The following is a 24,738-nucleotide window of genomic DNA, read 5'->3' as shown; positions in this document are numbered from 1 at the left end:
TATAGATGATGTGGTTGACGTGAGGGTGAGCGACCCATATGATGGGGCACGCTTCGCAGCGCCGGATCCCTCCCGCCCCCGTCCCCTTCCCATCGGCTGCCCATCTTGCTGACCGAATTCCTCCTGTCGCAGACGCACCTGTCGCTGTTCCAGCTTGCCTGCCTGGTGCCGATCGTCATTTGGGCCTATACGATATTCGGGCTCACCGGGTTCGGCTCTTCCATCATGGCCATGCCGCTGCTGACCCAGATCGTGCCGTTGCGCACGGCCGTGCCGATGATCCTGTTCTTCGATCTGGTCGCCGGAACGCTGCTGGGCCTGCGCAGCCGCCGGCAGGTGAATACGGCAGAGTTGCGGCGGCTGGTGCCGGGCGTGCTGGCCGGCATGGCGTGCGGCCTGGCATTGCTGATGCATGCGCCGGAACGCCCGCTGCTGCTGGTGCTTGGCCTGTTCGTGCTGCTGCACTCCGCATGGAGCCTGCTGTTCAAGCGCGGCTACAGTGAACTGGATCCGCGGCTGTCGGTGCCGTTCGGCCTCGCCGGCGGCGTGCTGACCGCGCTGTTCGGCACCGGCGGCCCCGTCTACACCATCTACCTGGCCGGCCGGCTGCGCGATCCCGGGCAGCTGAGGGCCACCACCAGCACGCTGATCGTGCTGACCGCTTTCGCAAGGCTGGCGATGTTCGCGGCGGCGGGACTGTACGCCAATACCGCCATCTTCGTGCTGGCGGCCGTGCTGATGCCTTGCGCGATCGCCGGCTATCTCGCCGGCGGCTGGCTGCACCGGCGCATCGCGCCGGCGAAGGTCATCCACGCGGTATGGGGCGTCCTCGTCATGGCCGGACTCGGCCTGGTCTATCGCAGCGCGCTGGGCTGAGCGCCGGGCGCGCCGCGGCCGTGTCGCTCAGCGGCGCGCCACGACGGGCGCCGCCACGCCTTCCATCCGCACGTTGACGCAGGCCGGACGGCCCGATGCGATGGCGCGCCGCACGGCAGGCAAGAGCTGGTCCGGCGCCTGCACAAGCTCGCCGTGCCCGCCGAAGGCCGCGCACACCTGGTCGTAGCGGGTGGGCAGCAGTTCGCAGCCGACCAGCCGCTCCTTGCCATAGCTGTTGAGCTGGATCTGGTACTCGGCATTCCAGCGCGCGTCGTTGCCGACCACGGCGACGAACGGCAAGCCGTAGCGCACCGCGGTATCGAACTCCGCGACATGGAAGCCGGTGGTGCCGTCGCCCATCATGGCGATCACTGGCGCATCCGGCTGCGCCAGCCGTGCCGCCAGCGCCATCGGCAGGCCCGCGCCGATGGCGCCCGCGGGCCCGTTGATGACGCGGTGCGGCGCATGCAGGCACGCCTGCGCCCACTGCCCGAACTCGCCGCCGTCGGACACCAGCACCGCATCCGGGTGGCTATCCAGGATGGCTTGCAGCGGGCGGCATACCTGGACCGGGTGCAGCGCCCCGGCGGCCGTGGCGGTGTTCCATGCATCGGGCCGGTAGCGGATGGCGGCCGCCACTTCGTCCAGCCACGCGCGGTGCCGCTGCGGCCCGCTTGCTCCGGCCACGAGCTGCGCGATGGCGCTGCCGACGTCCGCGCGCCGTGCGAAGCGCAGGCGGTCGCCGGCGGCGCGGCGGCTGCGCGCGAGCTCGCTCTCGTCAGCATCGATCTGCAGGAAGCTGCAGTCGGCCGCAAAGGCGGGCGCGCCGCCGAACCTGAGCGTGAAGTCGAGGCGCTTGCCCAGCAACAGCACGCAGTCGGCCTGCGCCAGCATCTGCGCGAATGCACCGAGGCTGGGATCGTTGTTGCCGCGCGGGCTCTCCATGCCGACCACGGGAATGCCCGTGCGCGCCTCCAGCTCGGCGGTGCGCACGCGTGCGCGCGCGGTCAGCCAGGCCGGGCCGGCAAGGATCAGCGGGCGCCGCGCGCCCGCCAGCGCCGACAGCACGGCGGATGCGTCCTGCGCAGCGAGCGCGGGCGCGTGCGCCGGGACGGCGATGGAGGCGGGCACGCCGGCCTCCCGCACGGCGTCCTCCAGCGCATCGGTGGGCAGGCTCAGGTGCACCGGGCCGGGCCGGCCGGAGGCCGCGATCTGCATGGCCAGCGCCATGTCGGCGGCGATGCTGTCCGCGCCGGCGCAGGTCCAGGCTGCCTTGGCTACCGGCGCCGCCATCTCGGCCTGGCGCATTTCCTGGAAGGCGCCGAAGCCGTGCTGCCGGTTCGGCGCATGGCCCGACAGCAACACCAGCGGCGACTCCGACATCTGCGCGGTGTAGAGCGCGGAGACCGCATTGGCGTGGCCGGGCCCGCCGGTGACCATGGCCACGCCGAACTCGCCGGTCAGGCGCGCCCAGGCATCGGCCATGTGCACGGTGGCGGCCTCGTGGCGCGTGTGCAGCAGCCCGACGCCGGCGTCGAGGCAGGCGTCGAAGACCGGCATGATGTGATTGCCCGACAAGGTGAATATGCGCTTGACGCCGGCCTGTGCCAGCGTGCCGGCGAGCGCGTCTGCGCCGCGGTGAGACTTCGCCATTTGCTTTCCTGCTTGAGCTGGATATCGAGGGATTTGCCGGGTTGCTCGTACATGATGACCAGGGCTTCGACGTTGAGCGCCGCCGGGGGGTGCCCGGCCTCGCTTGCCATCGGCACCTCGGGCAGGGCCGGCAGGCGCTGCGGCGAAGTGGTCACCACAGCCCGCAGTTTGCCACCCTTGAGGTTGCCGACCAGCGCCGTCATCTCTTCTTCAGCTCTCCTCCACCTCCGGACTTTCCTCAGGCCGCCTCCTCCTCCAGAATCGTCTGCCCCGGAGCGACGCGGGTGAACTGCACGGGTGAGCGGGTCAGTTGCAGCGTGCCGCCGCGCTGGCGCACCACGGTGAAGCTGGAGCCTGGCAGGTCGCCGGTGGCCGGGAAGTCTTCGCGGAAATGCGCCCCGCGCGAGTCTTCGCGTGAGAGCGCGGCTTCCACGATGGCCTGGCTAACGCCGATCAGGCTCCTGAGGTTCATCCAGTCATGCCAGGTGACGTTGAACCCGCGCTGGCCGTCGGCCACGCCGGTGGCCAGCAGCGTGCGCTCCAGCTCCGCGAGGCGATGACGGGCCCGCAGCAGGCCATCGCGCGTGCGCATGATGCCTACTTCGTCCCACATGCAGTCGAAGAGCGCCTCGCGGACCGGTTCGAGACTGCCCGGCCGCTGGCCGAAGGGCGCCTCCATGGCCGCGACAGCGGCCGCGATGGCGGCTTCATCGGGCGCGCGCAGCGCCCCGTTGCGGCGGGTCCAGGCTGCCATGCTGTCGCCGGCGATGCCGCCGAACACGGTCGAGTTGGCGACCCCGTTGCCGCCGAGCCGGTTCGCGCCATGCACGCCGCCGGTATCCTCGCCGGCGGCGAACAGGCCGTGCAGTTCGGTGCTGCAGTCGGGACGGAACTGCAGGCCGCCCATCATGTAGTGGGCGGTCGGCACCACCTCGACGAGGTCGCCCGCGAGATCGAAGCCGCAGTCGCCGCAACGCTCCACCATGCCCTTGAACTGCTTGCGCACCTTGTCCGGGCCGAGATGCCCCATCTGGATATAGACGCCGCCGTTGGGCGAAGTCCGGCCGGCACGCATCTCGGCGTAGATCCCGCGCGAGACGATGTCGCGCGTGGCACGCTCGCCGCGCGCATCGTAGTTGTGCATGAAGCGTTCCTTGCTCCCGTTCAGCAGGTAGCCGCCGGCGCCGCGCAAGCCCTCTTCGAGCACCGTGCCGGTCATGCGCGTGTCCGTGCCGGCCAGCAGCCCGGTGGGGTGGAACTGCACCATCTCCATGTCGCGCAGGGGCAGCCCGGCGCGCAGCGCCATCGCCAGGCCGTCGCAGCTCTTGTCGCCCGATGGCGTGTGGAATTTGTACATGGTCGGGCCGCCGCCGGTGGCCAGCAGCACCGCCTTGGCCTGCACGAAGACGAACTCGCCGCTGCGCATGTCGATCATCAGCACGCCGGCCAATGCCTGGCCATCGGGGGTCTTGATCAGCTCGACCGCGCGGTGCTCCTCCAGCCGGCCGATGCCGCGGCTCCAGACCTGCTCGGCCAGCCGGTTGATGATCTCGATGCCGGTCAGGTCGCCCTTGTGCACGGTGCGGTCGAAGGTCTGCCCGGCGAAGGCCTTCTGGTGGACCGTGCCGTCGGGGTTGCGGTCGAAGAAGCAGCCCAGTTCGTTCTCGAGTTCGTGGATGCGCTCCACCGCCTTGGTGACCAGCGTCCAGGCCAGCTCCTGGTCGGACAGCCATTTACTGCCTTCCACGGTGTCCATGAAGTGGCGCTCGACCGAATCGCCCTGCGCCAGCGCCACGTTGTAGCCGCCCTGGACCATGCGGGTGCAGCCGCACTTGCCGAGCAGCCCCTTCACCGCCACGGTGATCGAGAGTTCCGGCGCGTTCTGGTGCGCGTGCAGGGCGGCGAACAGGCCCGCCCCGCCGGAACCGAGGATCAGCACATCGGTCTGCAGTCGTGTGATTTTCATGGCTTTGCCACTCCAAGGCTGGCCAGCACGGCGGCGCGCTGGTCGGCGGTGTTCTGCCTGACGGCGGTATAGAGGCTCTGGCCGTGGCTGTCCATGGCCACCAGCAGGGGCCCGAAATCACGGATCCTGAACTTCCACAGCGATTCCGGGTTGAGGTCGTCGAGATCGACGTCCTCGATCTGCTCGACCCATGTGGTCTCGAGCGCGGCGGTGCCGCCGATGATGGCCAGGTACGCACCGCCCAGTTCGCCGAACGCCGCGAGCGAATCCTCGCGCATGCCGCCCTTGCCCACGATCATGCGCACCCCGCACCGGCGCATCAGCGGCTGGGTGAAGCGCTCCATGCGGTCCGAGGTGGTGGTGCCGATGCACACCGGCTGGTAGCCGGCGGGGTGCTCGGCGCTGGCGGGCACCTTGCGGACATTGGGCGCGGTGTGGATCACGGCGTGGCCGGCGAGGTCGAAGCGCGTGGTGCGCTGCCGGTCGAACATGTGGATCTGGGTGGCGTCGCGGATGCCGAACAGGGTCTGCTGCAAGGTCACGGTGTCGTTGACGCGCAGCCGGCGGACCTGTTCCTCGGTCACGGGCATGGAGAGTTCGTAGTGCGCCATGGTCAGAATCCGTAGCTGACGCCGTCAGCGCTGAAGGTGGCACTCGCGCGGCGCGCGGAGTGGCACTGCATGTTGACGGCGATGGGGTTCATGGTGATGTGCGTGGAGGCCAGCTCGATATGCACCGCATAGGCGGTCGCATCGCCGCCCAGGCCCTGCGGGCCCACGCCGAGCCGGTTGACTGCCAGCGACAGCTCGGCTTCCAGCGCCGCGCCCGCGGGGTCGGCGCAGCGCGTGCCGAGCGCGCGCGTGGCGGCGCGCTTGGCGAGCGCCACGCACAGGTCCGAAGTGYCGCCCAGGCCGACGCCGACGATCGTCGGCGGGCAGGTCTTGCCGCCTGCGGCGATCACGCTGTCGATCACGAAGGTCTTGATCGCATCGATGCCCTCGGCGGGAATCGCCATCTTGAGGAAGGAGTTGTTCTCCGAGCCGCTGCCCTTGGGCACCATCTCCAACGTCAGCCGGCCGGGCGTGTCGTCGAAGTCGATATGGATCACCGGCACCTCGATGCCGCAGGAGGTATGGTTGTTCTGGCGCGTCAGCGGGTGCACCACCGACGAGCGCAGCGGATGTTCGCGCGTGGCGCGCTCGCAGCCGCGGCGGATGGCCTGCTTGAATGCATGCCCGTCGACCGCGACGCCGGTGCCGATCACCATGTTGTAGATMGGCACGCCGGTGTCCTGGCACAGCAGGTTGTCGGTCTGCTCCGCAATGGCGATGTTCTTGCTCATGGTGGCCAGGACGCTGCGCGCCGTGGCCGAGGTTTCCTGCGCCTGCAGGCGCCCGATGCCCGCCTTGACGTCGGGCGGCAGGATCTTCAGCGCGCGGATATACAGTTCCCTGGCCGTGTCCTCCAGGGCGGAAAGATTGATTTGCATGCTGGTCCCCGATGCTTGGCTGCGATGGTTGCCGGCGCTCGCCGGCGCGCCGGTCCTGCGTTTTGTCTCGCGCCCGGCTGGCGCTAGGTTGGCGCTCAGTTGGCGCTCAGTTGGCAGTGAGGTTGCGGTTCCTGACGACCTTCTCCCACCGCAGCGATTCCGCGGCGATGGCCGTGCCCAGTTGCTGCGGCGTGTTGCCGACCGGCTTCATGCCCTGCGCAAGCAGGCGCGCCTGGGTGTCGGGATCGGCCAGCACCTTGACGGTGTCTTGCTGGACCTTGCTGAGGATGTCGGGCGGGGTGCCGGCCGGCATGACGAAGCCGAACCAGCCCGTGACGTTTTCCAGGCCCGTGAGGCCGGCTTCGGTCGCGGTAGGCACGTCGGGCAGCATCGGCGAGCGTTCGGTGCCGGTGACCGCGAGCGCGCGCAGCTTGCCGCCCTTCACGAACTGCGACGCGGCCGCGATATTGCCCACCATCAGCTGGAGCTGCCCGGCCATCAGGTCGTTGTAGGCCAGCGATTCGCCCTTGTAGGGAACGTGCGTGATATTGACGCCGGCGGCATCGGCGAACGCCTCGCCCGCCATGTGGACCTGGCTGCCGGTGCCGGCGGAGCCGAAGTTGAGCTTGCCCGGCTGCGACTTCGCCAGCGCGACCAGCTCCTTCAGGTTCCTGGCGGGCAGGCCCGGGTTCACGACCACCAGCATGGGCCCGCTCGCCACGCTGGTGATGAAGGCGAAGTCCCTCGCGCTATAGGGCAGTCGCTGGTAGATGTACTGGTTGACGGTGAACATGCTGCCGGAGGCCAGCATCATCGTGTAGCCGTCGGCCGGGGCTTTTGCCGTCACCTGCGCGCCGACCGCGCCGCCCGCGCCCAGCCGGTTTTCGATCACCACGCTCTGCTTCCACATTTCGCCCAGCTTCTGGCCGACCACGCGTCCGAGCACGTCGGTGCTGCCGCCCGCCGCGAAGGGAACGATCATCGTGACCGGCTTGCTGGGCCACGTATCGGCGCGGGCGCTCCCGACGCAGAGCGCCGTGGCGGCGCACAGGCTAAGCGAAGCCCAGATCCTGCGGCTTGTGGATGATGCGGACAACGTCATTGCGGTCTCCTTTTGTGCAGGTGGAAATGGCGCCGCTTCATGCGGCGGCGCTCATCGTGGTCGGCCTACGAAAACAGCGAAAGCATGAACGCCAGGCCAGTGCACAGCCCGGCGCCGAGACTGAGCGCGATCCAGTCCTTGCGCAGGCCGGTCCATGGCCGGAACTCGATCAGCAACAGGCGGATGCCGCCCATCAGGTGGAGCGACAGCAGGATCACCAGGCCCCACTCGCCGGCCTTGAACAAGGGGTTGTCGGCGAGCCTGAGGAAGCCGTCGAGGGCCGCCTCGCCATGGATGGCTTGCCCGAGCGCCCAGAAGTGCAGCGGCAGGAAAAGCGCGAGCCCGAGGCCCGACAGCCGGTGGATCAGGAAGGCCCAGTAGGCGGCGTGGTTGCGCGCGCGCATGTCGTTCTTCTTCATGGCATCACCACCGCGTAGACCGCGCGCAGGCCGGCGCAGGCCAGCAACGCGCCGAACAGCCACGCGGCGGCGACCACGCTGCGCGAGCGCCAGGCCAGCCATTCCTCGGCGATGCGCATCAGGCCGACCGGCACGTGCACGGTACAGGCCAGCACGAAACAGGCGTAGAAGGCGCCGAACAGCCAGTTGCCGCGCGTGCGCGCCAGCACCTCGGCGCCGGACAAGCCGCCACGCACGGCGACCATGATCACGGCGATATGCCCCACCACGCACAGTGCCAGCACCATGGCGCTGAGGCGCTGCCAGTACCAGAGCCTGGCCTGGGTGGCGACCGACAGGGTCTCGTTCATAGCTCCCCCTTCATGGCGGCCTTGGCGACCTTGTGCTTGAGGCCGGCGATGGCGGCGGTCGGCGCAAGCTGCTTGGGGCATCGCTCGGTGCACGAGCCTTGCGTGTGGCAGCTGTGGCAACCGGCGTCGCCGGCAACCGCGCGCAGGCGCTCGGCGCCCCGCACGTCGCGCACGTCGTTGACCAGCGTCCATGCGCGGTTCAGCGCGGCCGGCCCGAGATAGTCGGGGCGCCAGCCGACCACATCGCAGGAGGCGTAGCAGACCCCGCAGCCGATGCACTCGATGCCGGCATCGGCGGCCTTGCGCTCGGGCGAGGCCGGCGCGACGCTTGCGAACGGGTCGTGCCGCGTCGCCGCACCCTTGAACTGTCCCTTCGCGGCAGCCCACTTGTCGAAGAACGTGCTCATGTCCGTCGCCAGGTCCTTGATCACCGGCAGGTTCGACAGCGGGGCGATCTCCAGCGCATTGCCTTTCGCGACTTTCGCGACGTGCGTGCGGCAGGTCCAGCAAGCCTTGCCGTTGACGGTCATGGCGCAGGAGCCGCACATGCCGACGCGGCATGCGAAGCGGTAGCCCAGGTCCGGTTCGAGATGACGCTGGATGTAGGTCACCACATCGAGGATGGTCTGGCTGGCGTTGCGCGGCACCGTGTAGACGACGAACTCGCCGTCCTCATTGCCGCGCCATACACGAACGTTGAGTGTTGTCATGGGGATCGTCTCGGGGGTGGTGTTCAGTGCGCCGCGGCCTTGGGCGCCGGGGACCGGTCTGCTCGCTCTTCTTTTCGTATTGTTTCGGATTGCGTTGCGAACAAAAAGCTAGTAATTCTCTTGTCCAGATAAAGAAAACCTTTGCGTTCGCGCGTGCCGCTTCTTGCGCAGGCGCATCCCGCTTGCCGCTTGCCTGGAGCCGCGCCGATGCCTTCCATCCGTACCATCAAGACCTTCCTGGCAGTGGCCCGGTACGGCACGCTGGCAGCCGCGGGCAAGCAGGTCGGACTCACGCCCGCGGCCGTCGGGCTGCAGATCCGCGCGCTCGAGGAGGACCTGAACTGCCAGTTGTTTGACCGCAGCGCGCGCGCCGCGATTCTCAATCCCGCCGGGCGCAGCATGGTCCCGGAGCTCGAGGCGCTGGTGCAGCGGTACGAGGCGCTTGCGGCCGGGCGGGAAGACGGCCTGTCGGGGACGGTGCTGGTGGGCGCGCTGGTGTCGGTGCTGATGGGCGCGTTCGCCGACGCACTGTGGACCATCAAGCAGGAACACCCGCGGCTCGACGTGCGCCTGTTCGCCGGCCTCTCGGCCGCTTTTGCCCTCAAGGTCGAGCAGGGCGAACTGGACGCCGCGGTGGTTACGCGCTCGCCGCGCGCCCTGGCCGCGAACCTGGTATGGACCGAGCTGTACACGGAGCCGATGGTGCTGATCGTGCCGCGCCACCCGCATTTCTTCCTGCCCGGGGAGGGCATGGAGATCCTACGCGAAGCGCCCTTCATCCGCTTCGAGCCGGGCACGTGGACAGGCAACCTGGTGCAGGAGGTACTGGACCGGTGTGGCGTCACGGTGAATGAGAGCATGCAGTTGAACTCGAACGAAGCGATCATCGAACTGGTTCGCCAGGGCTTTGGCGTATCGATCGTGCCGCGCCTTGCCAATGTCACGTGGGAGGGCGACAGCCTGCTGCGCCTGGTGCCGCTCGAGGGTATCGACGTGTGGCGCCACGTAGGGTTGCTGGAGCGCACGACACATGCGCGCACGGCATTCACCGACGTCATCAAGGGATACTTCCGGCACAGTGGGGCCATTCGCGGCGGCAAGCCGGCACAGACCGTGCACGCGCGGCGCACAGCCTCGTGATACCCGCCGCGAGGACGCGCCGGGGTCAGTCGGCGTGGATGTCCTGTTCCTTGATCAGCCTGGCCCAGCGCGCGACTTCACTGTTGAAGTAGGTCGCGAAGGCCGCGCTCGCCAGCGGCGCCGGCGTGAAGCCGCTGGCGATGATGCGATCGCGCACGCCCTTGTCCTCCAGCATCTTCGTCACCGAGTTGCCGACCTTGTCGATCACTGCCTGCGGCGTGCCCGCCGGCATCATCAGGCCGGTCCAGTTCTCGACGATGAGATCCGGGAAGCCGGCCTCGGCCACGGTCGGCACGTCCGGCATCAAGGGATGGCGCTCGCGCGTCGTCACGGCCAGGGCGCGCAGCTTGCCGCCCTTCACGTTCTGCAGCGATTCCGGGAAATTGGAGAACACCACGTCGATCTGCCCGCCGATCAGGTCGGTGAGGGAGGGGGTGCCGCCCTTGTAGGGCACATGGACGATGCTGGTCTTGCTGAGCCGCTCGAACAGCGCCAGCGCCAGGTGCGGAGGCGTCCCATTGCCGCTCGAGCCGGCGCTCAGGCGGCCCTTGCGCGCCGCTTCGGCGAGGTCCTTGAGGGACTTGACCGGCGAGCTGGCCGGCACCACCACCATCATCGGCGACGAGGCGATGCGCGCGACCGGCACCAGGTCCTTCTGCATATTGAAGGGCAGGCGCGGGAACAGCGACACATTGGACGAATGCGCCAGCGTCACCGCCAGCCAGGTATAGCCGTCCGCGCCGGCGCGGGCGACTTCCGCCGCGCCGATATTCGCGTTGCCGCCAGGCTTGTTCTCCACCACCACCGGCTGCTTCCATTCCTCGGCCAGGTACTGGCCGACCTGCCGCGCCGAGATGTCGGTCAGGCCGCCTGCTGCAAACGGCACGACATAGCGGACCGGCTTGGCCGGGAAGGGTGCGGGCGCGTTGCTCGCGCCGGCCGGTACCGCCAGCAGCGCAAGCAGTACCAGCGACGAGCCGGCAATGCGTCGGACGAAGGTGCAATTCATGTTGTCTCCTGGGGTGGGACCGGCGCCTTCTGGCGGGCGCCGTGCATGTTGTGCGGTCAGGCTTGCGAGAGGGTTTGCAGCTCCTTGTCGAGGGCTTCCGGAATGTCGATGCCGTGCTCGCGCGCGCGCGCCTGCGCGTCGGTGCGCCGCGCGCCGGGCACGCGCGTGCCGCGGTCCGACAGCATAGCCGCGATCAGGGTTTCGAGCCGGGCGTGGTAAGTGGCGTCGCCGGCGAAGCCGGCCGGGTTGAAGGCCAGGAACAACTGGCCGATACGCGGCTGGTTGCCCGCGTCCTCGAAGAACGAGTCGGCTTCCGCGCCAAAGCGGGCGCCGGCCAGCGACACGATCAGCAGTTCCACCATCAGGGCCAGCATGGCGCCCTTGACGCCGCCCGCCGGCAGCATCGAGCCGCGCAAGGCGGCCTGGGCGTCGGTGGTGGGCCTGCCTTCGGCATCGAGCGCCCAGCCCAGGGGAATGGGCTTGCCCTGCTTGGCCGCGACCATGATCTTGCCGCGCGCCACCTCGGACAGCGACAGGTCGATGACCAGCGGCTCGGCATCCTTGCGCGGGAACACCGCGGCGATCGGATTGGTGCCGAACAGGGGTTTGCTGCCGCCCCAGGCGGGCATGGCCGCGGGCGAATTGCCCATGGCGATGCCGATCATGCCGGCCTGCGCCACGGGATCGAGATGCAGCGCCGCCGCGCCGAAGTGATGGCTGTTGGTCACCACGCCGGCGCCGATGCCGCATTCGCGCGCGCTCGCCACGGCGGCCGACACGGCCAGCGCGCAGGCGGGAAAGGCAAAGCCCGCCTGCGCATCGACCAGCGTGGAGCCCGGCGTCTGCCGCGCGATGACGGGCTGCGCGTCGCCGTTGACGCGCCGGTGGCGCAGGTGCGCCACGTACATGGGCACGCGCGACACGCCGTGCGAGGGCAGGCCGGCGAGGTCAGCCTGCACCAGCGCGCGCGCGGTCGGTTCGGCCTGCGCCGCGCCGGCGCCGGCATGGCGCAGGGCCTGCGTGGCGCGGCGTACCAGTTCTTCTGCACGATACATCGTCATACGGTGACTCCCAGTGCGTTCCTGACCGCGTCCGCGATCATCATCGATACGCGCACGTTGGCCTCGTGGCTGACGCCGGCGATATGCGGCGTCAGCACCAGGTTCGGCGCGTCGGCCAGCACGCTGGCGGCGCCCAGCGGTTCCGTCTCGAAGACGTCGAGCGCCGCGCCCGCCAGCCAGCCCTCGTGCAGCGCCGCCGCCAGCGCGGCCTCGTCGACCACCCCGCCGCGCGCGGTGTTGATGAGGACCGCGCCGCGTTTCATGGCGCGCAGGCGCTTCGCGTCGATCAGGTGGCGCGTGGCCGGCACCAGCGGCACGTGCAGGCTCACCGCGTCGGCGGTGGCCAGCAATGCCTCCAGTGCCAGCGGGGTCGCGCCGGTCTCGCGCCACGCCGGATGGTCGCCGGGCAACATCGGGTCGTGCGCCACCACCCGCATGCCCAGCGCCGTGGCGAGCCGCGCCGTCAGCCGGCCGATATCGCCGAAGCCGACCAGCCCGAGCGTCCTGCCGAGGGCTTCATGGCCTTCGGACAGGCGCGCGCGCGGCCACTTGCCTGCCACCATGCCGGCGTGGCTCAGGTAGGCCCCGCGCATCAGCAGCAGCGCGGTCGTGACCACGTACTCGGCCACCGAGCGCGCGTTGGCGCCGGTGGCGGGGATCACGCGGATGCCGCGCGCCTCGCAGGACCTGACGTCGATATTGTCGAGCCCCACCCCGAGCCGGCCGACCACGCGCAACGCCGGGGCGGCGTCGAGCAGCTCGGTGTCGACCCGGGTGCGGTTGCGCACGATCAGCGCATCGGCCTGTCCCAGCGCGCCGAGCAGGGCATCGCGCTGGTCGACCCAGTCCGGCTGGTAGCGCAGCCGGACGCAACGGTCCAGCACCGCCACCGCATCGGCGTCCATGAACTCGCTGATGCAGACCTGTTTCATCAGGCGGACTCGTGGATGCGCGTGAGCACGAACTCGCGGTGGCCCAGCGCCTCGGCGGCGGTCCAGCGCCCGTTGATGGTGGCCATCATGCATTCGAGCAGCTTGTCGCCGGTCTCGTCCAGCGTCTGCTCGCGCTGCAGCAGGCCGGAGCAGTCCACGTCCATGTGCTCGCTCATCAGGCGCACGGTGCGCGGATTGGCGCACAGCTTGATGACCGGCACGATCGGGTTGCCGATGACATTGCCCTGGCCGGTCGGGAAGAAGTGCACGACATAGCCCGCGGCGGCGCACAGCGTGACCATTTCGGCGGCGGCGGAGGAGGAGTCCATGAACCAGAGCCCGGGGCCGGTCGGTTCCTCGGCCTTGTCCAGCACGCCGTCGACGGTGCACTTCTTGCCGATCTTCTGGATGTTGCCCAGCGCCTTTTCCTCGATGGTGGTCAGGCCGCCAGCGATATTGCCCTTGGTCGGCTGCGACTCGGACAGGTCGGTGGTCTTCCAGCGGTCGATCATGCCCTGGTAGCGGTTGAACATCATCATGAACTCTTCGCGGACCTTGGCATTGGCGCAGCGCGCGGCCACGATGTGCTCGCCGCCGGTGAGTTCGGAGGTCTCGCCGAACACCAGCGTGGTGCCGAGCGGGTGCAGCTTGTCGAAGGCGTTGCCGACGGTCGGGTTGGCGCCGCAGCCGGAGGTGGTATCGGACTCGCCGCACTTGGTCGACACCCACAGGTCGCTGATCGGGCATTCCACGCGTTCCAGCGCGGTGGCGTACTGCACGAACTCCTTGGCGGCCCGCGAGGCGCGCATGATGGTGTCGTGGTCGCCGTGGCCTTCGATGCCGAAGCCCACCACCGGCTTGCCGGTCCTGGCGATACCGTCCACCACCTTCTTGGTCCATCCGTCTTCGATACCGATCACCACGACGGCGGCCACGTTGGGATTGCTGCCCGCGCCGATCAGGGTGCGGAAGTGCAGGTCGAGGTCGGGCCCGAACTGCAGGCGGCCGTACGGGTGCGGGATCGCCATGGTGCCCTTGATGGCGACGGCGACGGCTTCGGCCGCGGCGTTGGAGAGGTCGTCCAGCGGCAGGATGATGACGTGGTTGCGCACGCCGACGCGGCCGTTGTCGCGGCGATAGCCCCGGAAGGTGGTCTGGTTGTCGATGACGGACATTGGATGTTCTCTCGGTATGTTGTACGGGGGACGAGCGGGGAAGGCGGGCGCGGCTTACCAGCGCTTGGTCTTGATGTTGTGGACATGGGCATGGTCGCCGGCCTTGATGGCGGCGACCACCTTGCCGATGTCGATGCCGTACTTGTAGACCGTCTCGCCCACGCCCATGTCGCGCAGCGCCACCTTGTGCCCGATCGGGATGGCCTGCTTGGCCACCACCGAGATGATCTTGTCCTCGTCCATGATCCAGGCGTTCAGCTCGGTCCCGGCCTGGATCCCCTCGACCACCGCGACGGCGACGGTGTCTTTTGCATCGTGCAGCACAACGTGAATCATTGCTCCTCCTGTGGGTTTTGTTACGGCGCAGCATGTTTTGGGCGGCGACCGATGAAGCAAAGAATAGGAGGGGAATTCCTTCATGTCAACTATGTCATATGTATGAGTTGTATGAGTGAATCTCTGGTACATTCGATGTATCCAGAAATATCACCAAGCCATGAGCAACCTGCGAGATATCCCTCCCCCCGGCGGCGTGCTGTACAAGGACGTGAAACGGCAAGCGCTGCAGGCGCTGGCGGACGGCGAATGGAAGCCCGGCGAAGCGATACCGTCGGAGAAGAAACTGGTCGAACGCTTCGGCGTGTCCATCGGCACGCTGCGCAAGGCCATCGACGAACTGGTGGCGGAGAACCTGCTGATCCGGCATCAGGGCCGCGGCACCTTCGTCGCCACGCACCGGCGCGACGATCATTTCTTCCGCTTCTTCAAGGTGATCCACGAGGACGGCCATCGCGGCTACCCGACGGTGGAGCTGGAGTCGTTCCGCAAGGCCAGGGCCGACAAGAGCGTATGCGCGTTGCTCGGGCTCGAGGCCGGCGAGCGCGCGTTGCACTTCACCAACGTGCTGTCGCTGGACGAACGTCCCGTGATGATCGACGACATCGTGCTGCCGGAGCGCTTGTTTCCCGGCCTGGGCGAGGCGATGCTGCGCGGCCGGCCCAATACGCTGTACAACTTCTACCAGGAAGCCTTCGGGGTCAACGTGATCCAGACCGAAGAGCGCCTGCGCTCGGTGCTGGCGACCGAGCGGGAGCAGGCCCTGCTGGGGGTGGAGCCGGGCGCGCCGCTGATGCGGATCCACCGCGTGGCGTTTTCCTTCCACCGGCAAGCGGTGGAATGGCGGGTCTCGACGCTGAACACCGCCGAGCATGAGTTCGTCGTCTCGCAGATGCCCAGGGAAGAAAGCTGAGTTCCGCCTGGATTCCGGCTGTGTTGCGGCTTTTGCGGCTTCCGCGGGCTGCGGGCGGCGCCGCCACGCTTCCTTTTCGCGTATTCGTCCCCATTTCCTCCTGACAGCGTACTGTCAGGAGATGTCAGCGCCACACGCTGGGGCGCGGCACGCTGCCGCCCTTCGGGATAGGATAGCGGCCTGACCGTATCCATACCGCGTGCAGCGTGGCGCCGGCGCCACTCGCCTGCGCGGCCGGCTTTCCGTCTCAAGCCCCCGCAAGCCGCCCGCAAACCGCAAGTCATAAGGACGCAATCCATGTCATCCGGTGTCATCCGCATCCGCGGAGCCCGTCAGCACAATCTCAAGAATCTCGACCTCGACCTGCACACCGGTGAAATGACCGTGGTGACGGGACCGTCCGGGTCGGGCAAGTCGAGCCTGGTGTTCGACACGCTCTATGCCGAAGGGCAGCGCCGCTACGTCGAGACCTTCAGCGCCTACGCGCGCCAGTTCCTCGACCGCATGGACCGGCCGCAGGTGGACCGCGTGGACGGCGTGCCGCCGGCCATCGCCATCGACCAGACCAACCCGGTGCGCAGCTCGCGCTCCACGGTCGGCACCATGACCGAGCTGAACGATCACTTGAAGCTGCTCTACGCGCGCGCGGCCGAGCTGTTCGACCGCAAGACCGCGCAGCCGGTGCGCCACGACTCGCCCGAGACCATCTACGCCGAGCTGCAGGCGCGCGCCGCGCAGGACGACCCGCGCCTGGTGGTGACCTTCCCGGTGGAGCTGCCGGAGACCACCACCGAGGCCGAGATCGAGCAGTGGCTGTCGGTGAGCGGCTACACGCGCGTGCAGGCGCAGCGCGTGGTCGAGTCGCCCACCGGCCCGCGCAAGGTGCTCGATGTGGTGGCCGACCGCTTCCGCCTGGGCAACACGGAAAAGGTGCGCGCGCTCGAGGCCATCGAGGCCTCGCTCAAGCGTGGCGCTGGCCGCGTCAACGTCTATGTGCTGAACGCCGGCGGCGACGACACCGCCGCCGCCGAGCCGCAGGTGTGGCGCTTCTCCACCGGCCTGCACAGCCCGGAAAGCGATATCCGCTACGCCGACCCGCAACCGGCGCTGTTCTCGTTCAACTCCGCCTACGGCGCCTGCGAGACCTGCCGCGGCTTCGGCCGCGTGATCGGCGTCGACCTCGGCCTGGTGATCCCGGACGAGCGCAAGAGCCTGCGCGACGGCGCCATCAAGCCGATGCAGACGCCGGCCTGGAAGGAATGCCAGGACGACCTGATGCGCTACGCGGCCAAGGCCGGCATCCCGCGCGACGTAGCGTGGTCCAGCCTCACCGCGGCCGAGCGCGCCTGGGTCATCGACGGTTCGCCCGACTGGAACGGCAAGTGGAACACGCACTGGTACGGCGTCAAGCGCTTCTTCGACTACCTCGAGTCGAAGGCCTACAAGATGCATATCCGCGTGCTGCTGTCGAAGTACCGCAGCTACACCCCGTGCGAGACCTGCGGCGGCGCGCGCCTGAAGACCGAGGCGCTGTTGTGGCGCCTGGGCAGCAAGGCCGGCGCCGATGCGGTGTGCGCCCCCGCGCGGCGCTTCCTGCCGCGTGGCGTGGACTGGGAGCGCGGCCAGCTCGAGGCGCTGCCGGGCCTGACCGTGCACGACCTGATGCTGATGCCGATCGAGCGCATCCGCAAATTCTTCGATGAGCTCACGCTGCCGAGCCTGATGCTCGACGACGCGCTCAAGCTGCTGCTGGCCGAAGTGCGCACGCGCCTGAAATACCTGTGCGACGTGGGCCTGGGCTACCTTACGCTGGACCGCCAGAGCCGCACGCTGTCCGGCGGCGAGGTGCAGCGCATCAACCTGACCACGGCGCTGGGCACTTCGCTGGTGAAGACGCTGTTCGTGCTCGACGAGCCCAGCATCGGCCTGCACCCGCGCGACCTCAACCGCATCGTCGAGGCCATGCAGCGCCTGCGCGACGCCGGCAACACGCTGGTGGTGGTGGAGCACGACCCTTCCGTGATGCTGGCCGCCGACCGCCTGATCGACATGGGCCCCGGCCCCGGCGAGCGCGGCGGCAATATCATCTATGACGGCACGCCGGGCGATATCCGCGCCTCCGGCACGCTCACCGGCGAGTATCTCGCGGGGCGCCGCCAGGTGACCGATCTTTCCGCCTGGGCGCCGCGCCCGGTGGACAGCACCACGCCGCGCATCGTGCTGGAAGGCGCCACCGAGCACAACCTGCGCGACGTCACCGTGGAGATCCCGCTGCAGCGCCTGGTGTGCGTGACCGGCGTGTCCGGCTCGGGCAAGTCCACGCTGCTGCAGGACGTGCTGCATCCCGCCATGGCGCGCCATTTCGGCAAGTCCACCGACGCGCCGGGCGCGTTCCGCCACCTGGCGGGCGCCGAGCAGGTCAGCGACGTGGTCTTCGTCGACCAGTCGCCGATCGGCAAGACCGCGCGCTCCAACCCGGCCAGCTACGTCGGCGCCTTCGACGAGATCCGCAAGCTGTTCGCCAAGGCGCCGATGGCGCTGCAGCGCAGCTATACCGCCGGCATGTTCAGCTTCAACTCGGGCGACGGGCGCTGCCCCACCTGCGGCGGCTCCGGCTTCGAGCACGTGGAGATGCAGTTCCTCTCCGACGTCTACCTGCGCTGTCCCGACTGCGATGGGCGCCGCTACCGCGCCGAGATCCTCGAAGTGAAGATCGAGCGCGCATTGCCGGGCGAGCCCGCGCGCCTGCTGAGCGTGGCCGACGTGCTGGAGCTGACCGTGAGCGAGGCGGTGGCGCTGTTCGCCGGCGACGCGGCGGTGCTGCGCGTGCTGCAGCCCATCGTCGATGTGGGCCTGGAGTACGTGAAGCTGGGCCAGCCCGTGCCCACGCTGTCCGGCGGCGAGGCGCAGCGCCTCAAGCTGGCCGGCTACCTGGCCGAGACCGCGCAGAGCGCCATGTCGTCGCGCAACAAGCCGCTGGCGCACGAAGGCCGGCTGTTCATGTTCGACGAGCCCACCACCGGCCTGCATTTCGACGACATCGCCAAGCTGATGCGCGCGTTCGGCAAGCTGCTCGACGGCGGCCACTCGCTGATCGTGATCGAGCACAACCTCGACGTGGTGCGCGCGGCCGACTGGATCATCGACCTCGGCCCCGAGGGCGGCGACGCCGGCGGCGAGGTGCTGTGCGTGGGCACGCCGCAGGACGTGCGCAAGTGCGCCAGCTCCCATACCGGCCAGGCGCTGCTGCACTACGATCGCGCCATCGGCCACGCCTTCGCCCTGGAAGACGAAGGCGTGCCGCTGCAGGCCGCGCTGCGCGCCGCGCGCGAGCGCCGCGCCGTGGAGGGCGAGGACGTGGTGCGCATCGTCAATGCGCACGAACACAACCTCAAGGCGCTCAACGTCGATATCCCGCACGGCAAGTTCAACGTGGTCACGGGCGTGTCCGGCTCGGGCAAGTCCACGCTGGCCTTCGACATCCTGTTCCATGAAGGGCAGCGCCGCTATCTCGAATCGCTCAACGCCTACGCGCGCTCCATCGTGCAGCCGGCCGGGCGCCCCGAGGTGGATGCGGTGTACGGCATTCCACCCACGGTGGCGATCGAGCAGCGCCTGTCGCGCGGCGGGCGCAAGAGCACGGTGGCGACCACCTCCGAGGTCTGGCACTTCCTGCGCCTGATGTACGTGAAGCTGGGCATCCAGCATTGCATCCACGACGGCACGCCGGTCACTTCGCAAAGCCCCGAGTCCATCGCCGCGCAATTGCTGCGCGACTACAAGGGCCAGCACGTGGGGCTGCTGGCGCCGCTGGTGGTCAACCGCAAGGGCGTCTACACCGACCTCGCCAAGTGGGCCAAGGCGCGCGGCAACACGCACCTGCGCGTGGACGGCGAATTCCTGCCGGTCGATCCGTGGCCGCGCCTGGACCGTTTCCGCGAGCACACCATCGAGCTGCCGGTCGGCGACATCAAAGTGTCGGCGGAGAATGAAGCCGCGCTGCGCGCGCTGCTCGGCCAGGCGCTCGAAGCGGGCAAGGGCGTGATGCACCTGCTGGCTCCGCTCGACGGGCTGGAACATGCCATGGGCAACGGCGGCACGCGCGGCATCGGCGCCACCACGGTGTTCTCCACCAAGCGCGCCTGCCCGGTGTGCAGCACCAGCTATCCGGAACTGGACCCGCGCCTGTTCTCCTACAACAGCAAGCACGGCTGGTGCACCAGTTGCGTGGGCACCGGCCTCACGCTCACGCGGGAGCAGCGCGCGGCCTTCGACGACACCGTCATGGCCGACGACAACCGCGGCCGCGAGCAGACCTTGCCCTCCGAGCAGCAGGAGCCCGACGACGTGGCCGACCTGCCGTGCCCGGACTGCGGCGGCACGCGCCTGAACCCGGTGGCGCGCGCGGTCACCTTCGACGCGCACGCCATCACTGACGTGGCGCAGTGGACGGTGTCGGACACCCACCGCTGGGTGCAGACGCTGCGCCTGGCCGGGCGCGACGCCGAGATCGCGCGCGACGTGGTGAGCGAGATCCGCAGCCGCCTGCAGTTCCTCGAAGAAGTGGGCCTGGGCTACCTCAGCCTGGACCGCGCCGCGCCCAGCCTGTCCGGCGGCGAGGCGCAGCGCATCCGCCTGGCCGCGCAGCTCGGCAGCAACCTGCAGGGTGTGTGCTACGTGCTCGACGAGCCAACCATCGGCCTGCATCCGCGCGACAACCAGATCCTGCTCGACGCGCTGCGCAAGCTCGGCGAGAAGGGCAATACGCTGGTGGTGGTGGAGCACGACGAAGACACCATCCGCCGCGCCGACCACATCATCGACATCGGCCCCGGCGCCGGCAAGCGCGGCGGCACGCTGGTGGCGCAGGGCGGGGTGGCGGCGTTGTCGGCCAGCGCCGATTCGCTCACCGGCCAGTTCCTGGCCCGGCCGATCCAGCACCCGCTGCAGCCGCGCCGCGCAGTGCGGCCCGAAGGCAAGGGCCGCGAAGCGGTGCCGGCGCAATGGCTGACCGTGCACGGCGCCTCGCTGCACAACCTGCGCGACGTCACCGTCGGCATCCCGCTCGCGCGGCTGGTGGCCATCACCGGCGTGTCCGGCTCGGGCAAGTCCACGCTGGCGCGCGATGTGCTGATGACCAACCTGCTCGACGCGGTGGGCCGCTCGGTGATGTCCTCGCCGGCCACGCGCCGCGCGCGCAAGGCCGCCGGCGCCGATGCGGCCAACGCAGCCAGGACCAGGGCGGCCGCGGCCGCCACGCCACGCCGCAAGCTCGATGTCACGCACGACTGGCAGGGCTGCGAGGGCATCACCGGCTTCGAGAGCATCGACCGCGTGCTGGAAGTGGACCAGACCCCGATCGGCAAGACGCCGCGCTCGTGCCCGGCCACCTATATCGGCGTGTGGGACACCATCCGCAAGCTGTTCGCGCAGACGCTGGAAGCCAAGGCGCGTGGCTACTCCGCCTCGCGCTTCTCGTTCAACACCGGCGACGGGCGCTGCCCGGCGTGCGAAGGGCAGGGCGTGCGCACCATCGGCATGAGCTTCCTGCCCGACGTGAAGGTCCCGTGCGACGTGTGCCACGGCCAGCGCTTCAACCCGGAGACGCTGGCGGTCACCTGGCGCGGCAAGAACATCGGCGACGTGCTGACCATGGAGATCGACGAGGCGGTGGAGTTCTTCTCCGCCATGTCCAATATCGCGCACCCGCTGCAGTTGATGAAGGACGTGGGGCTGGGCTATCTCACGCTGGGCCAGCCGTCGCCAACGCTGTCCGGCGGCGAGGCGCAGCGCATCAAGCTGGTGACCGAGCTGTCCAAGGTGCGTGACGACATCACCCGCCGCGGGCAGCAGGCGCCGCACACGCTGTACGTGCTGGACGAGCCCACCGTGGGCCTGCACATGGCCGACGTGGCCAAGCTGATCCGCGTGCTGCACCGGCTGGCCGATGGCGGCCACAGCGTGGTGGTGATCGAGCATGATCTCGATGTGATTGCCGAGGCGGACTGGATTATCGATCTTGGGCCCGAGGGTGGCGTTGCCGGCGGCGCCATCGTTGCCGCGACCGATCCTGAAGGGCTGGTGAAGGTCAAGGCCAGCCATACCGGCGCGGCGCTGGCGCCGGTGCTGGCGCGCGGCAAGGCGGGGAGCGCGGTATCGGCCAGGGTCGCATCGGGTGATGCGGATGGCCATGAAGGCGCCCCCGGACGGCGCGTGGCGGCGTCGTAATAGGGCAGTCCGCGCGGGCCGCCGGGGGCGATCTACCCGGCGGCCCCGCTAGCTGAGACAATGGGGGCTTGAGCAACTGGCGGCAAGCGCCGGGCAACCCCTTGCCGCGCCGCCGAGTGACAGTGATCCAGAAACCCCTTATCCCCTTCTTTCTCCTGGCGCTGTGCGCCGGCGTGGCCACCCAGGCGGCGCTGGCGGGCACGTCCGAGCAGCCTGCCAGCGAGGCCCGCGCGGCGGGCAAGCCTGCGCCCCGCGCGGGCAGCAGCACGCCCACTTCGCAGGCCGTCCAGCAGGCGGCGCAGCCGTCTTCCCAGGGCAATCACGACCAGTATTCGCTGCGCCCCGAACGCGAGGCCCAGCCGCGCAGCAGCTTCGGCCTGCGCATGAAGCCGGGCTGGGCGTCGCAGGGCGAGGACGCAGGCGGGCGATAGCCGCGCGGGCAGGCTGGCGCCGGCGCCTTGCCCCAAGAGGTGGCTTGCGGGTGGCTAACGAGTGGCTCGCGGGTGGTTAGCAAGCGGAGTGCGGCAGGCGGCAGGCACCGATACCGGCGCCCGTCGCTTTGCGCTACGCTGTCGGGTCTGCAGCATTCGGGCCGATTCCACCCTCACACCACAAGGAGTGCCGATGTCCACCAGCCAGCCCGGCTTTGCGTCCGCCCCGGCCGCAGCCCGCGCCGCCGTCCATCACCTGCGCGCCTCGCGCATCCGCGAGGTGGCCAATGCCGGCATCGGCCTGGCCGATGTGCTGCCATTCTGGTTCGGCGAGTCGGACCAGGTCACGCCGGACTTTATCCGCGACGCGGCCAGCCGCGCGCTGGCCGGCGGTGCCACCTTCTACACGCACAATCTCGGCATCGCGCCGCTGCGCAGCGCGCTGGCGGACTACGTGAGCGCGCTGCACGGCGCCACCGCCATGGACAACGTGGTGGTCACCAGCGCCGGCGTCAACGCGCTGATGCTGGCCGCGCAGCTGGTGGCCGGCCCCGGCGACCGCGCCGTCGCGGTCACGCCGCTGTGGCCCAACCTGGTGGAGATCCCGAAGATCCTCGGCGCCGAGGTGGAAACGGTCTCGCTCGACTACGGCGCGCACGGGTGGACGCTCGACCTCGACAAGCTGCTGGCCGCGCTCACGCCGGACACGCGCCTGCTGATGATCAATTCGCCCAACAACCCCACCGGCTGGGTGATGTCGCGCGCCGACCAGCAGGCGGTGCTTGCGCATTGCCGCCGCCACGGTATCTGGATCATCGCCGACGAAGTCTACGAGCGGCTCTACTACGGCGCCGGCGAGGATGCCGTGGCGCCGTCCTTCCTCGATATCGCCAGCCGCGACGAGCGCGTGATCTGCGTGAATTCGTTCTCCAAAGCGTGGCTGATGACGGGCTGGCGGCTGGGCTGGATGGTGCTGCCCGCGGCGCTGACCGACGACCTCGGCAAGCTGGTGGAGTACAACACCTCGTGTGCGCCGTCCTTCGTGCAGGAGGCGGGCATCGTCGCCGTGCGCGAAGGCGAGGCCTTCACGCGCGGGCTGGTGGGCAGGTTGCGCGCGGCGCGCGACCATCTGGTGGGCGCGCTGGCGGAGGTGCCGGGCGTGGATGTCCATGCGCCGCAAGGGGCGATGTATGTGTTCTTCCGGCTGGAGGGTGCCGGCGACAGCCTCGCGCTGTGCAAGCAACTGGTGCGCGAGGCCCACCTGGGTCTCGCGCCGGGCAGCGCGTTCGGCGACGAAGGCGAGGGCTTCGTGCGCTGGTGCTATGCCTGCGACACGGCCAGGCTGGACGAGGGCGTCAGGCGGCTACGGACGTTCCTGGGACGCTGACGCCAGGTCCCTGCCGGCGGCGGGCGGTCTGCGCGCCTGCCCGTGTTCGTGCCCCGGTTCCTGCCCGGGTTCCTGCCACCAGCCGCCGCCCAGCGCCTGCAGCAGTGCCGCCGAGTCCGAGAACCGGTTCGCCCTGGCCTGCGCCAGCGACAGCCGCGCCTGGCGATCCTGCCGCTCGGCATCCAGCACCGCCAGCTGGCTGACGCCGCCGAGCCGGTACTGCTCCCTCACGATGTTCAGCGTGTCGCCGGTCTGGCGGGCGCTGAGCGCGCGCGCCTGCAGTATGTCGGCATCGGCCTCGAGCGCGCGCAGGGTGTCGGCCACTTCGCGCAGGCCGGCCAGTACGGCCTGCCGGTAAGCCGCCAGCGACTGTTCGTAGGCCGCTTCGGCCGAGCGCTTGCGCGCCACCAGCTCGCCGCCGCGGAAGACCGGCTGCACGATCCCGGCGGCGAGCGACCATACATTGAGGCTGCTGAACAGGTCGCGCGCGGACATGGCTTGCGTGCCGGCGCTGCCGGTCAGCGTGAGCTGCGGATAGAGCTGTGCGGTGGCCACGCCGATATTGGCCGATGCCTGGTGCAGCAGCGCTTCGGCGGCGCGGATATCGGGGCGGCGCTGCGCCATCGCCGACGGCAGGCTGACCGGCAGCGTGTCGGGCAGGGTCAGGTCTTCGAGGCGGAATTCCGGCAGCGTGGCGGCCGATGGCGCCTCGCCCACGTAGACCGCAAGCTGGTGGCGCGTGGCGGCAAGCTGCTGCGCCAGTCCCGGCAGCAGCGCCTGGTTCTGCGCCAGCTCGTTGCGCTGGCGCTGTACGTCGACCGCGGCCACGCCGCCGGCCTGGAAGCGTTTTTCCGTGATGCCGAGCTGCTGCTGCTGGGCCTGCACGATGGCTTCGGTGTCGCCAATCTGCGCGCGCAGGCTGGCCTCGCGGATCGCCGCGGTGGCCACGTTGCCGGCCAGCGCCAGGCGCGCTGCCTCCAGCTCGAAGCGCTGGTAGTCCACCGCCGCGCGCAAGCCTTCGAGCTCGCGCCGCGCGCCGCCGAACAGGTCGAGCGTGTAGGACACTTCGACGCTGGCGCCGTACAGCGTGAACGGGCCCGGGCTGGGGATCGCGGTGATGCCGGCCGAGGCGAGGTTGACCTGCTCGCGCGTGGTGTCGAGCTTGGCGTCGACGCGCGGCAGCAGCAGCGAGCCGGTGCTGGCGGCCAGGTCCTGGCGCGCCTGCTCCAGCCGCGCCTGTGCCTGCGCCAGCGTGGGGCTGGCCGCGAGCGCGGCGCGGATGGTGAGGTCCAGCGCCGGGCTGCGGAACAGGGTCCACCATTGCGCGGGCACGTCGGCGCCGACCTGCAGGGCCTGGGCCTGGCCACCCGGCGTGTCGGCCGCGCTGGTGCGCCGCGGCTGCGTGCCGGCGGTGTAGGTGTCGCCGCCGGGAGCGGCCGGCAGCTTGAAATCGGGGCCCACCGCGCAGGAGCAGAGCGCGGCCGCGGCCAGGATGGCGAGCGGCAGGCGCGGCAGGGCGGACGTGGGCCTGGTGAAACCGCGAGGCGGCAGGGCTTGCATG

20 protein-coding genes are annotated in these 24,738 nt (G+C 69.6%); 6 read left to right on the top strand and 14 right to left on the bottom strand.

Going from position 1 to position 24,738, the window contains the following annotated elements:
• The first annotated feature begins 105 nt into the window (after window positions 1–105).
• A complete protein-coding gene (locus tag AC1DK4_RS03300; RefSeq protein ID WP_441613673.1) occupies window positions 106–876 on the top strand; it encodes a sulfite exporter TauE/SafE family protein in 771 nt (256 codons plus the stop codon).
• A gap of 27 nt (window positions 877–903) precedes the next feature.
• Here AC1DK4_RS03300 and AC1DK4_RS03295 read toward each other — a convergent pair whose 3' ends face one another.
• The 8 genes from AC1DK4_RS03295 to AC1DK4_RS03260 all read right to left on the bottom strand — a co-directional run bounded on the left by AC1DK4_RS03295 (window position 904) and on the right by AC1DK4_RS03260 (window position 8,565).
• A complete protein-coding gene (locus tag AC1DK4_RS03295; RefSeq protein WP_441613672.1) occupies window positions 904–2,529 on the bottom strand; it encodes a thiamine pyrophosphate-binding protein in 1,626 nt (541 codons plus the stop codon).
• A 238-nt stretch (window positions 2,530–2,767) separates the two neighbouring features.
• Window positions 2,768–4,495, bottom strand: a complete 1,728-nt coding sequence (locus AC1DK4_RS03290; protein ID WP_441613671.1) for an L-aspartate oxidase — start codon at window positions 4,493–4,495, stop codon at window positions 2,768–2,770.
• Entirely contained in the window at window positions 4,492–5,106 is a 615-nt protein-coding gene (locus AC1DK4_RS03285; RefSeq protein WP_441613670.1) for a fumarate hydratase C-terminal domain-containing protein, read from the bottom strand. Before AC1DK4_RS03285 ends, AC1DK4_RS03290 begins: the two co-directional genes overlap by 4 nt.
• A gap of 2 nt (window positions 5,107–5,108) precedes the next feature.
• A complete protein-coding gene (locus AC1DK4_RS03280) occupies window positions 5,109–5,984 on the bottom strand; it encodes a fumarate hydratase (protein ID WP_477131386.1) in 876 nt (291 codons plus the stop codon).
• Window positions 5,985–6,090: 106 nt separating this feature from the next.
• Window positions 6,091–7,086 carry a Bug family tripartite tricarboxylate transporter substrate binding protein gene (locus AC1DK4_RS03275; protein ID WP_441613668.1) on the bottom strand — a complete coding sequence of 332 codons (996 nt, stop codon included), beginning with the start codon at window positions 7,084–7,086 and terminating at the stop codon, window positions 6,091–6,093.
• A 65-nt stretch (window positions 7,087–7,151) separates the two neighbouring features.
• Entirely contained in the window at window positions 7,152–7,505 is a 354-nt protein-coding gene (gene sdhC / locus AC1DK4_RS03270) for a succinate dehydrogenase, cytochrome b556 subunit (protein WP_441613667.1), read from the bottom strand.
• On the bottom strand, window positions 7,502–7,855 hold the full coding sequence (locus AC1DK4_RS03265; protein WP_441613666.1) for a succinate dehydrogenase: 354 nt from the start codon (window positions 7,853–7,855) through the stop codon (window positions 7,502–7,504). Before AC1DK4_RS03265 ends, sdhC begins: the two co-directional genes overlap by 4 nt.
• On the bottom strand, window positions 7,852–8,565 hold the full coding sequence (locus tag AC1DK4_RS03260; RefSeq protein WP_441613665.1) for a succinate dehydrogenase/fumarate reductase iron-sulfur subunit: 714 nt from the start codon (window positions 8,563–8,565) through the stop codon (window positions 7,852–7,854). The genes AC1DK4_RS03265 and AC1DK4_RS03260 overlap by 4 nt, the downstream gene beginning before the upstream one ends.
• 207 nt (window positions 8,566–8,772) lie before the next feature.
• On the opposite strand from AC1DK4_RS03260, the gene AC1DK4_RS03255 reads away from it, so the two are divergent.
• Window positions 8,773–9,705, top strand: a complete 933-nt coding sequence (locus AC1DK4_RS03255) for a LysR family transcriptional regulator (protein WP_441613664.1) — start codon at window positions 8,773–8,775, stop codon at window positions 9,703–9,705.
• 25 nt (window positions 9,706–9,730) lie between these two features.
• Here the strand turns inward: AC1DK4_RS03255 and AC1DK4_RS03250 are convergent, their stop codons facing one another.
• The 5 genes from AC1DK4_RS03250 to AC1DK4_RS03230 are packed head-to-tail and all read right to left on the bottom strand — an operon-like array spanning window position 9,731 to window position 14,218.
• Window positions 9,731–10,714 carry a Bug family tripartite tricarboxylate transporter substrate binding protein gene (locus AC1DK4_RS03250; protein WP_441613663.1) on the bottom strand — a complete coding sequence of 328 codons (984 nt, stop codon included), beginning with the start codon at window positions 10,712–10,714 and terminating at the stop codon, window positions 9,731–9,733.
• A 56-nt stretch (window positions 10,715–10,770) separates the two neighbouring features.
• A complete protein-coding gene (locus AC1DK4_RS03245) occupies window positions 10,771–11,775 on the bottom strand; it encodes an Ldh family oxidoreductase (RefSeq protein WP_441613662.1) in 1,005 nt (334 codons plus the stop codon).
• Window positions 11,772–12,707, bottom strand: a complete 936-nt coding sequence (locus AC1DK4_RS03240) for a hydroxyacid dehydrogenase (protein ID WP_441613661.1) — start codon at window positions 12,705–12,707, stop codon at window positions 11,772–11,774. The genes AC1DK4_RS03245 and AC1DK4_RS03240 overlap by 4 nt, the downstream gene beginning before the upstream one ends.
• Window positions 12,707–13,882, bottom strand: coding sequence for a UxaA family hydrolase (locus AC1DK4_RS03235; protein WP_441613660.1), 1,176 nt, complete (start codon window positions 13,880–13,882; stop codon window positions 12,707–12,709). Before AC1DK4_RS03235 ends, AC1DK4_RS03240 begins: the two co-directional genes overlap by 1 nt.
• Before the next feature lie 54 nt (window positions 13,883–13,936).
• Complete coding sequence (locus tag AC1DK4_RS03230) at window positions 13,937–14,218, bottom strand: UxaA family hydrolase (protein ID WP_441613659.1); 282 nt, start codon at window positions 14,216–14,218, stop codon at window positions 13,937–13,939.
• Window positions 14,219–14,378: 160 nt separating this feature from the next.
• Between AC1DK4_RS03230 and AC1DK4_RS03225 the strand changes: the two genes are divergently transcribed.
• The 4 genes from AC1DK4_RS03225 to AC1DK4_RS03210 all read left to right on the top strand — a co-directional run bounded on the left by AC1DK4_RS03225 (window position 14,379) and on the right by AC1DK4_RS03210 (window position 23,177).
• Complete coding sequence (locus tag AC1DK4_RS03225; RefSeq protein ID WP_441613658.1) at window positions 14,379–15,131, top strand: GntR family transcriptional regulator; 753 nt, start codon at window positions 14,379–14,381, stop codon at window positions 15,129–15,131.
• 297 nt (window positions 15,132–15,428) lie between these two features.
• Window positions 15,429–21,359 (top strand): excinuclease ABC subunit UvrA, encoded by a 5,931-nt coding sequence (gene uvrA / locus AC1DK4_RS03220; protein ID WP_441643139.1) that lies wholly within the window; start codon window positions 15,429–15,431, stop codon window positions 21,357–21,359.
• 122 nt (window positions 21,360–21,481) lie between these two features.
• Window positions 21,482–21,790: a hypothetical protein gene (locus tag AC1DK4_RS03215; RefSeq protein ID WP_441613656.1), complete on the top strand. Its 309-nt coding sequence runs from the start codon at window positions 21,482–21,484 to the stop codon at window positions 21,788–21,790.
• Window positions 21,791–21,983: 193 nt separating this feature from the next.
• Window positions 21,984–23,177, top strand: a complete 1,194-nt coding sequence (locus tag AC1DK4_RS03210) for a pyridoxal phosphate-dependent aminotransferase (protein WP_441613655.1) — start codon at window positions 21,984–21,986, stop codon at window positions 23,175–23,177.
• On the opposite strand, the gene AC1DK4_RS03205 is transcribed toward AC1DK4_RS03210, so the two are convergent.
• The gene (locus AC1DK4_RS03205; RefSeq protein WP_441613654.1) at window positions 23,154–24,737 is read right to left on the bottom strand and encodes an efflux transporter outer membrane subunit; all 1,584 of its coding nucleotides are present in this window, start codon (window positions 24,735–24,737) and stop codon (window positions 23,154–23,156) included. The genes AC1DK4_RS03210 and AC1DK4_RS03205 overlap by 24 nt on opposite strands.
• Window position 24,738: the final 1 nt, after the last annotated feature.

This window comes from Cupriavidus sp. 05N38 (assembly GCF_056397345.1).
Note: the sequence above shows the minus strand (reverse complement) of the source record. Positions and strands in the feature narration are given on the sequence as shown.

Coding starts and splice junctions, on each gene's coding strand:
- AC1DK4_RS03235 (WP_441613660.1), bottom strand. CDS start 13,882: ATGTCCGTCATCGACAACCAGACCACCTTCCGGGGCTATCGCCGCGAC.
- AC1DK4_RS03205 (WP_441613654.1), bottom strand. CDS start 24,737: ATGCAAGCCCTGCCGCCTCGCGGTTTCACCAGGCCCACGTCCGCCCTG.
- AC1DK4_RS03240 (WP_441613661.1), bottom strand. CDS start 12,707: ATGAAACAGGTCTGCATCAGCGAGTTCATGGACGCCGATGCGGTGGCG.
- AC1DK4_RS03250 (WP_441613663.1), bottom strand. CDS start 10,714: ATGAATTGCACCTTCGTCCGACGCATTGCCGGCTCGTCGCTGGTACTG.
- AC1DK4_RS03255 (WP_441613664.1), top strand. CDS start 8,773: ATGCCTTCCATCCGTACCATCAAGACCTTCCTGGCAGTGGCCCGGTAC.
- sdhC (WP_441613667.1), bottom strand. CDS start 7,505: ATGAAGAAGAACGACATGCGCGCGCGCAACCACGCCGCCTACTGGGCC.
- AC1DK4_RS03210 (WP_441613655.1), top strand. CDS start 21,984: ATGTCCACCAGCCAGCCCGGCTTTGCGTCCGCCCCGGCCGCAGCCCGC.
- AC1DK4_RS03290 (WP_441613671.1), bottom strand. CDS start 4,495: ATGAAAATCACACGACTGCAGACCGATGTGCTGATCCTCGGTTCCGGC.
- AC1DK4_RS03245 (WP_441613662.1), bottom strand. CDS start 11,775: ATGACGATGTATCGTGCAGAAGAACTGGTACGCCGCGCCACGCAGGCC.
- AC1DK4_RS03225 (WP_441613658.1), top strand. CDS start 14,379: ATGAGCAACCTGCGAGATATCCCTCCCCCCGGCGGCGTGCTGTACAAG.
- AC1DK4_RS03295 (WP_441613672.1), bottom strand. CDS start 2,529: ATGGCGAAGTCTCACCGCGGCGCAGACGCGCTCGCCGGCACGCTGGCA.
- AC1DK4_RS03275 (WP_441613668.1), bottom strand. CDS start 7,086: ATGACGTTGTCCGCATCATCCACAAGCCGCAGGATCTGGGCTTCGCTT.
- AC1DK4_RS03230 (WP_441613659.1), bottom strand. CDS start 14,218: ATGATTCACGTTGTGCTGCACGATGCAAAAGACACCGTCGCCGTCGCG.
- uvrA (WP_441643139.1), top strand. CDS start 15,429: ATGTCATCCGGTGTCATCCGCATCCGCGGAGCCCGTCAGCACAATCTC.
- AC1DK4_RS03285 (WP_441613670.1), bottom strand. CDS start 5,106: ATGGCGCACTACGAACTCTCCATGCCCGTGACCGAGGAACAGGTCCGC.
- AC1DK4_RS03260 (WP_441613665.1), bottom strand. CDS start 8,565: ATGACAACACTCAACGTTCGTGTATGGCGCGGCAATGAGGACGGCGAG.
- AC1DK4_RS03265 (WP_441613666.1), bottom strand. CDS start 7,855: ATGAACGAGACCCTGTCGGTCGCCACCCAGGCCAGGCTCTGGTACTGG.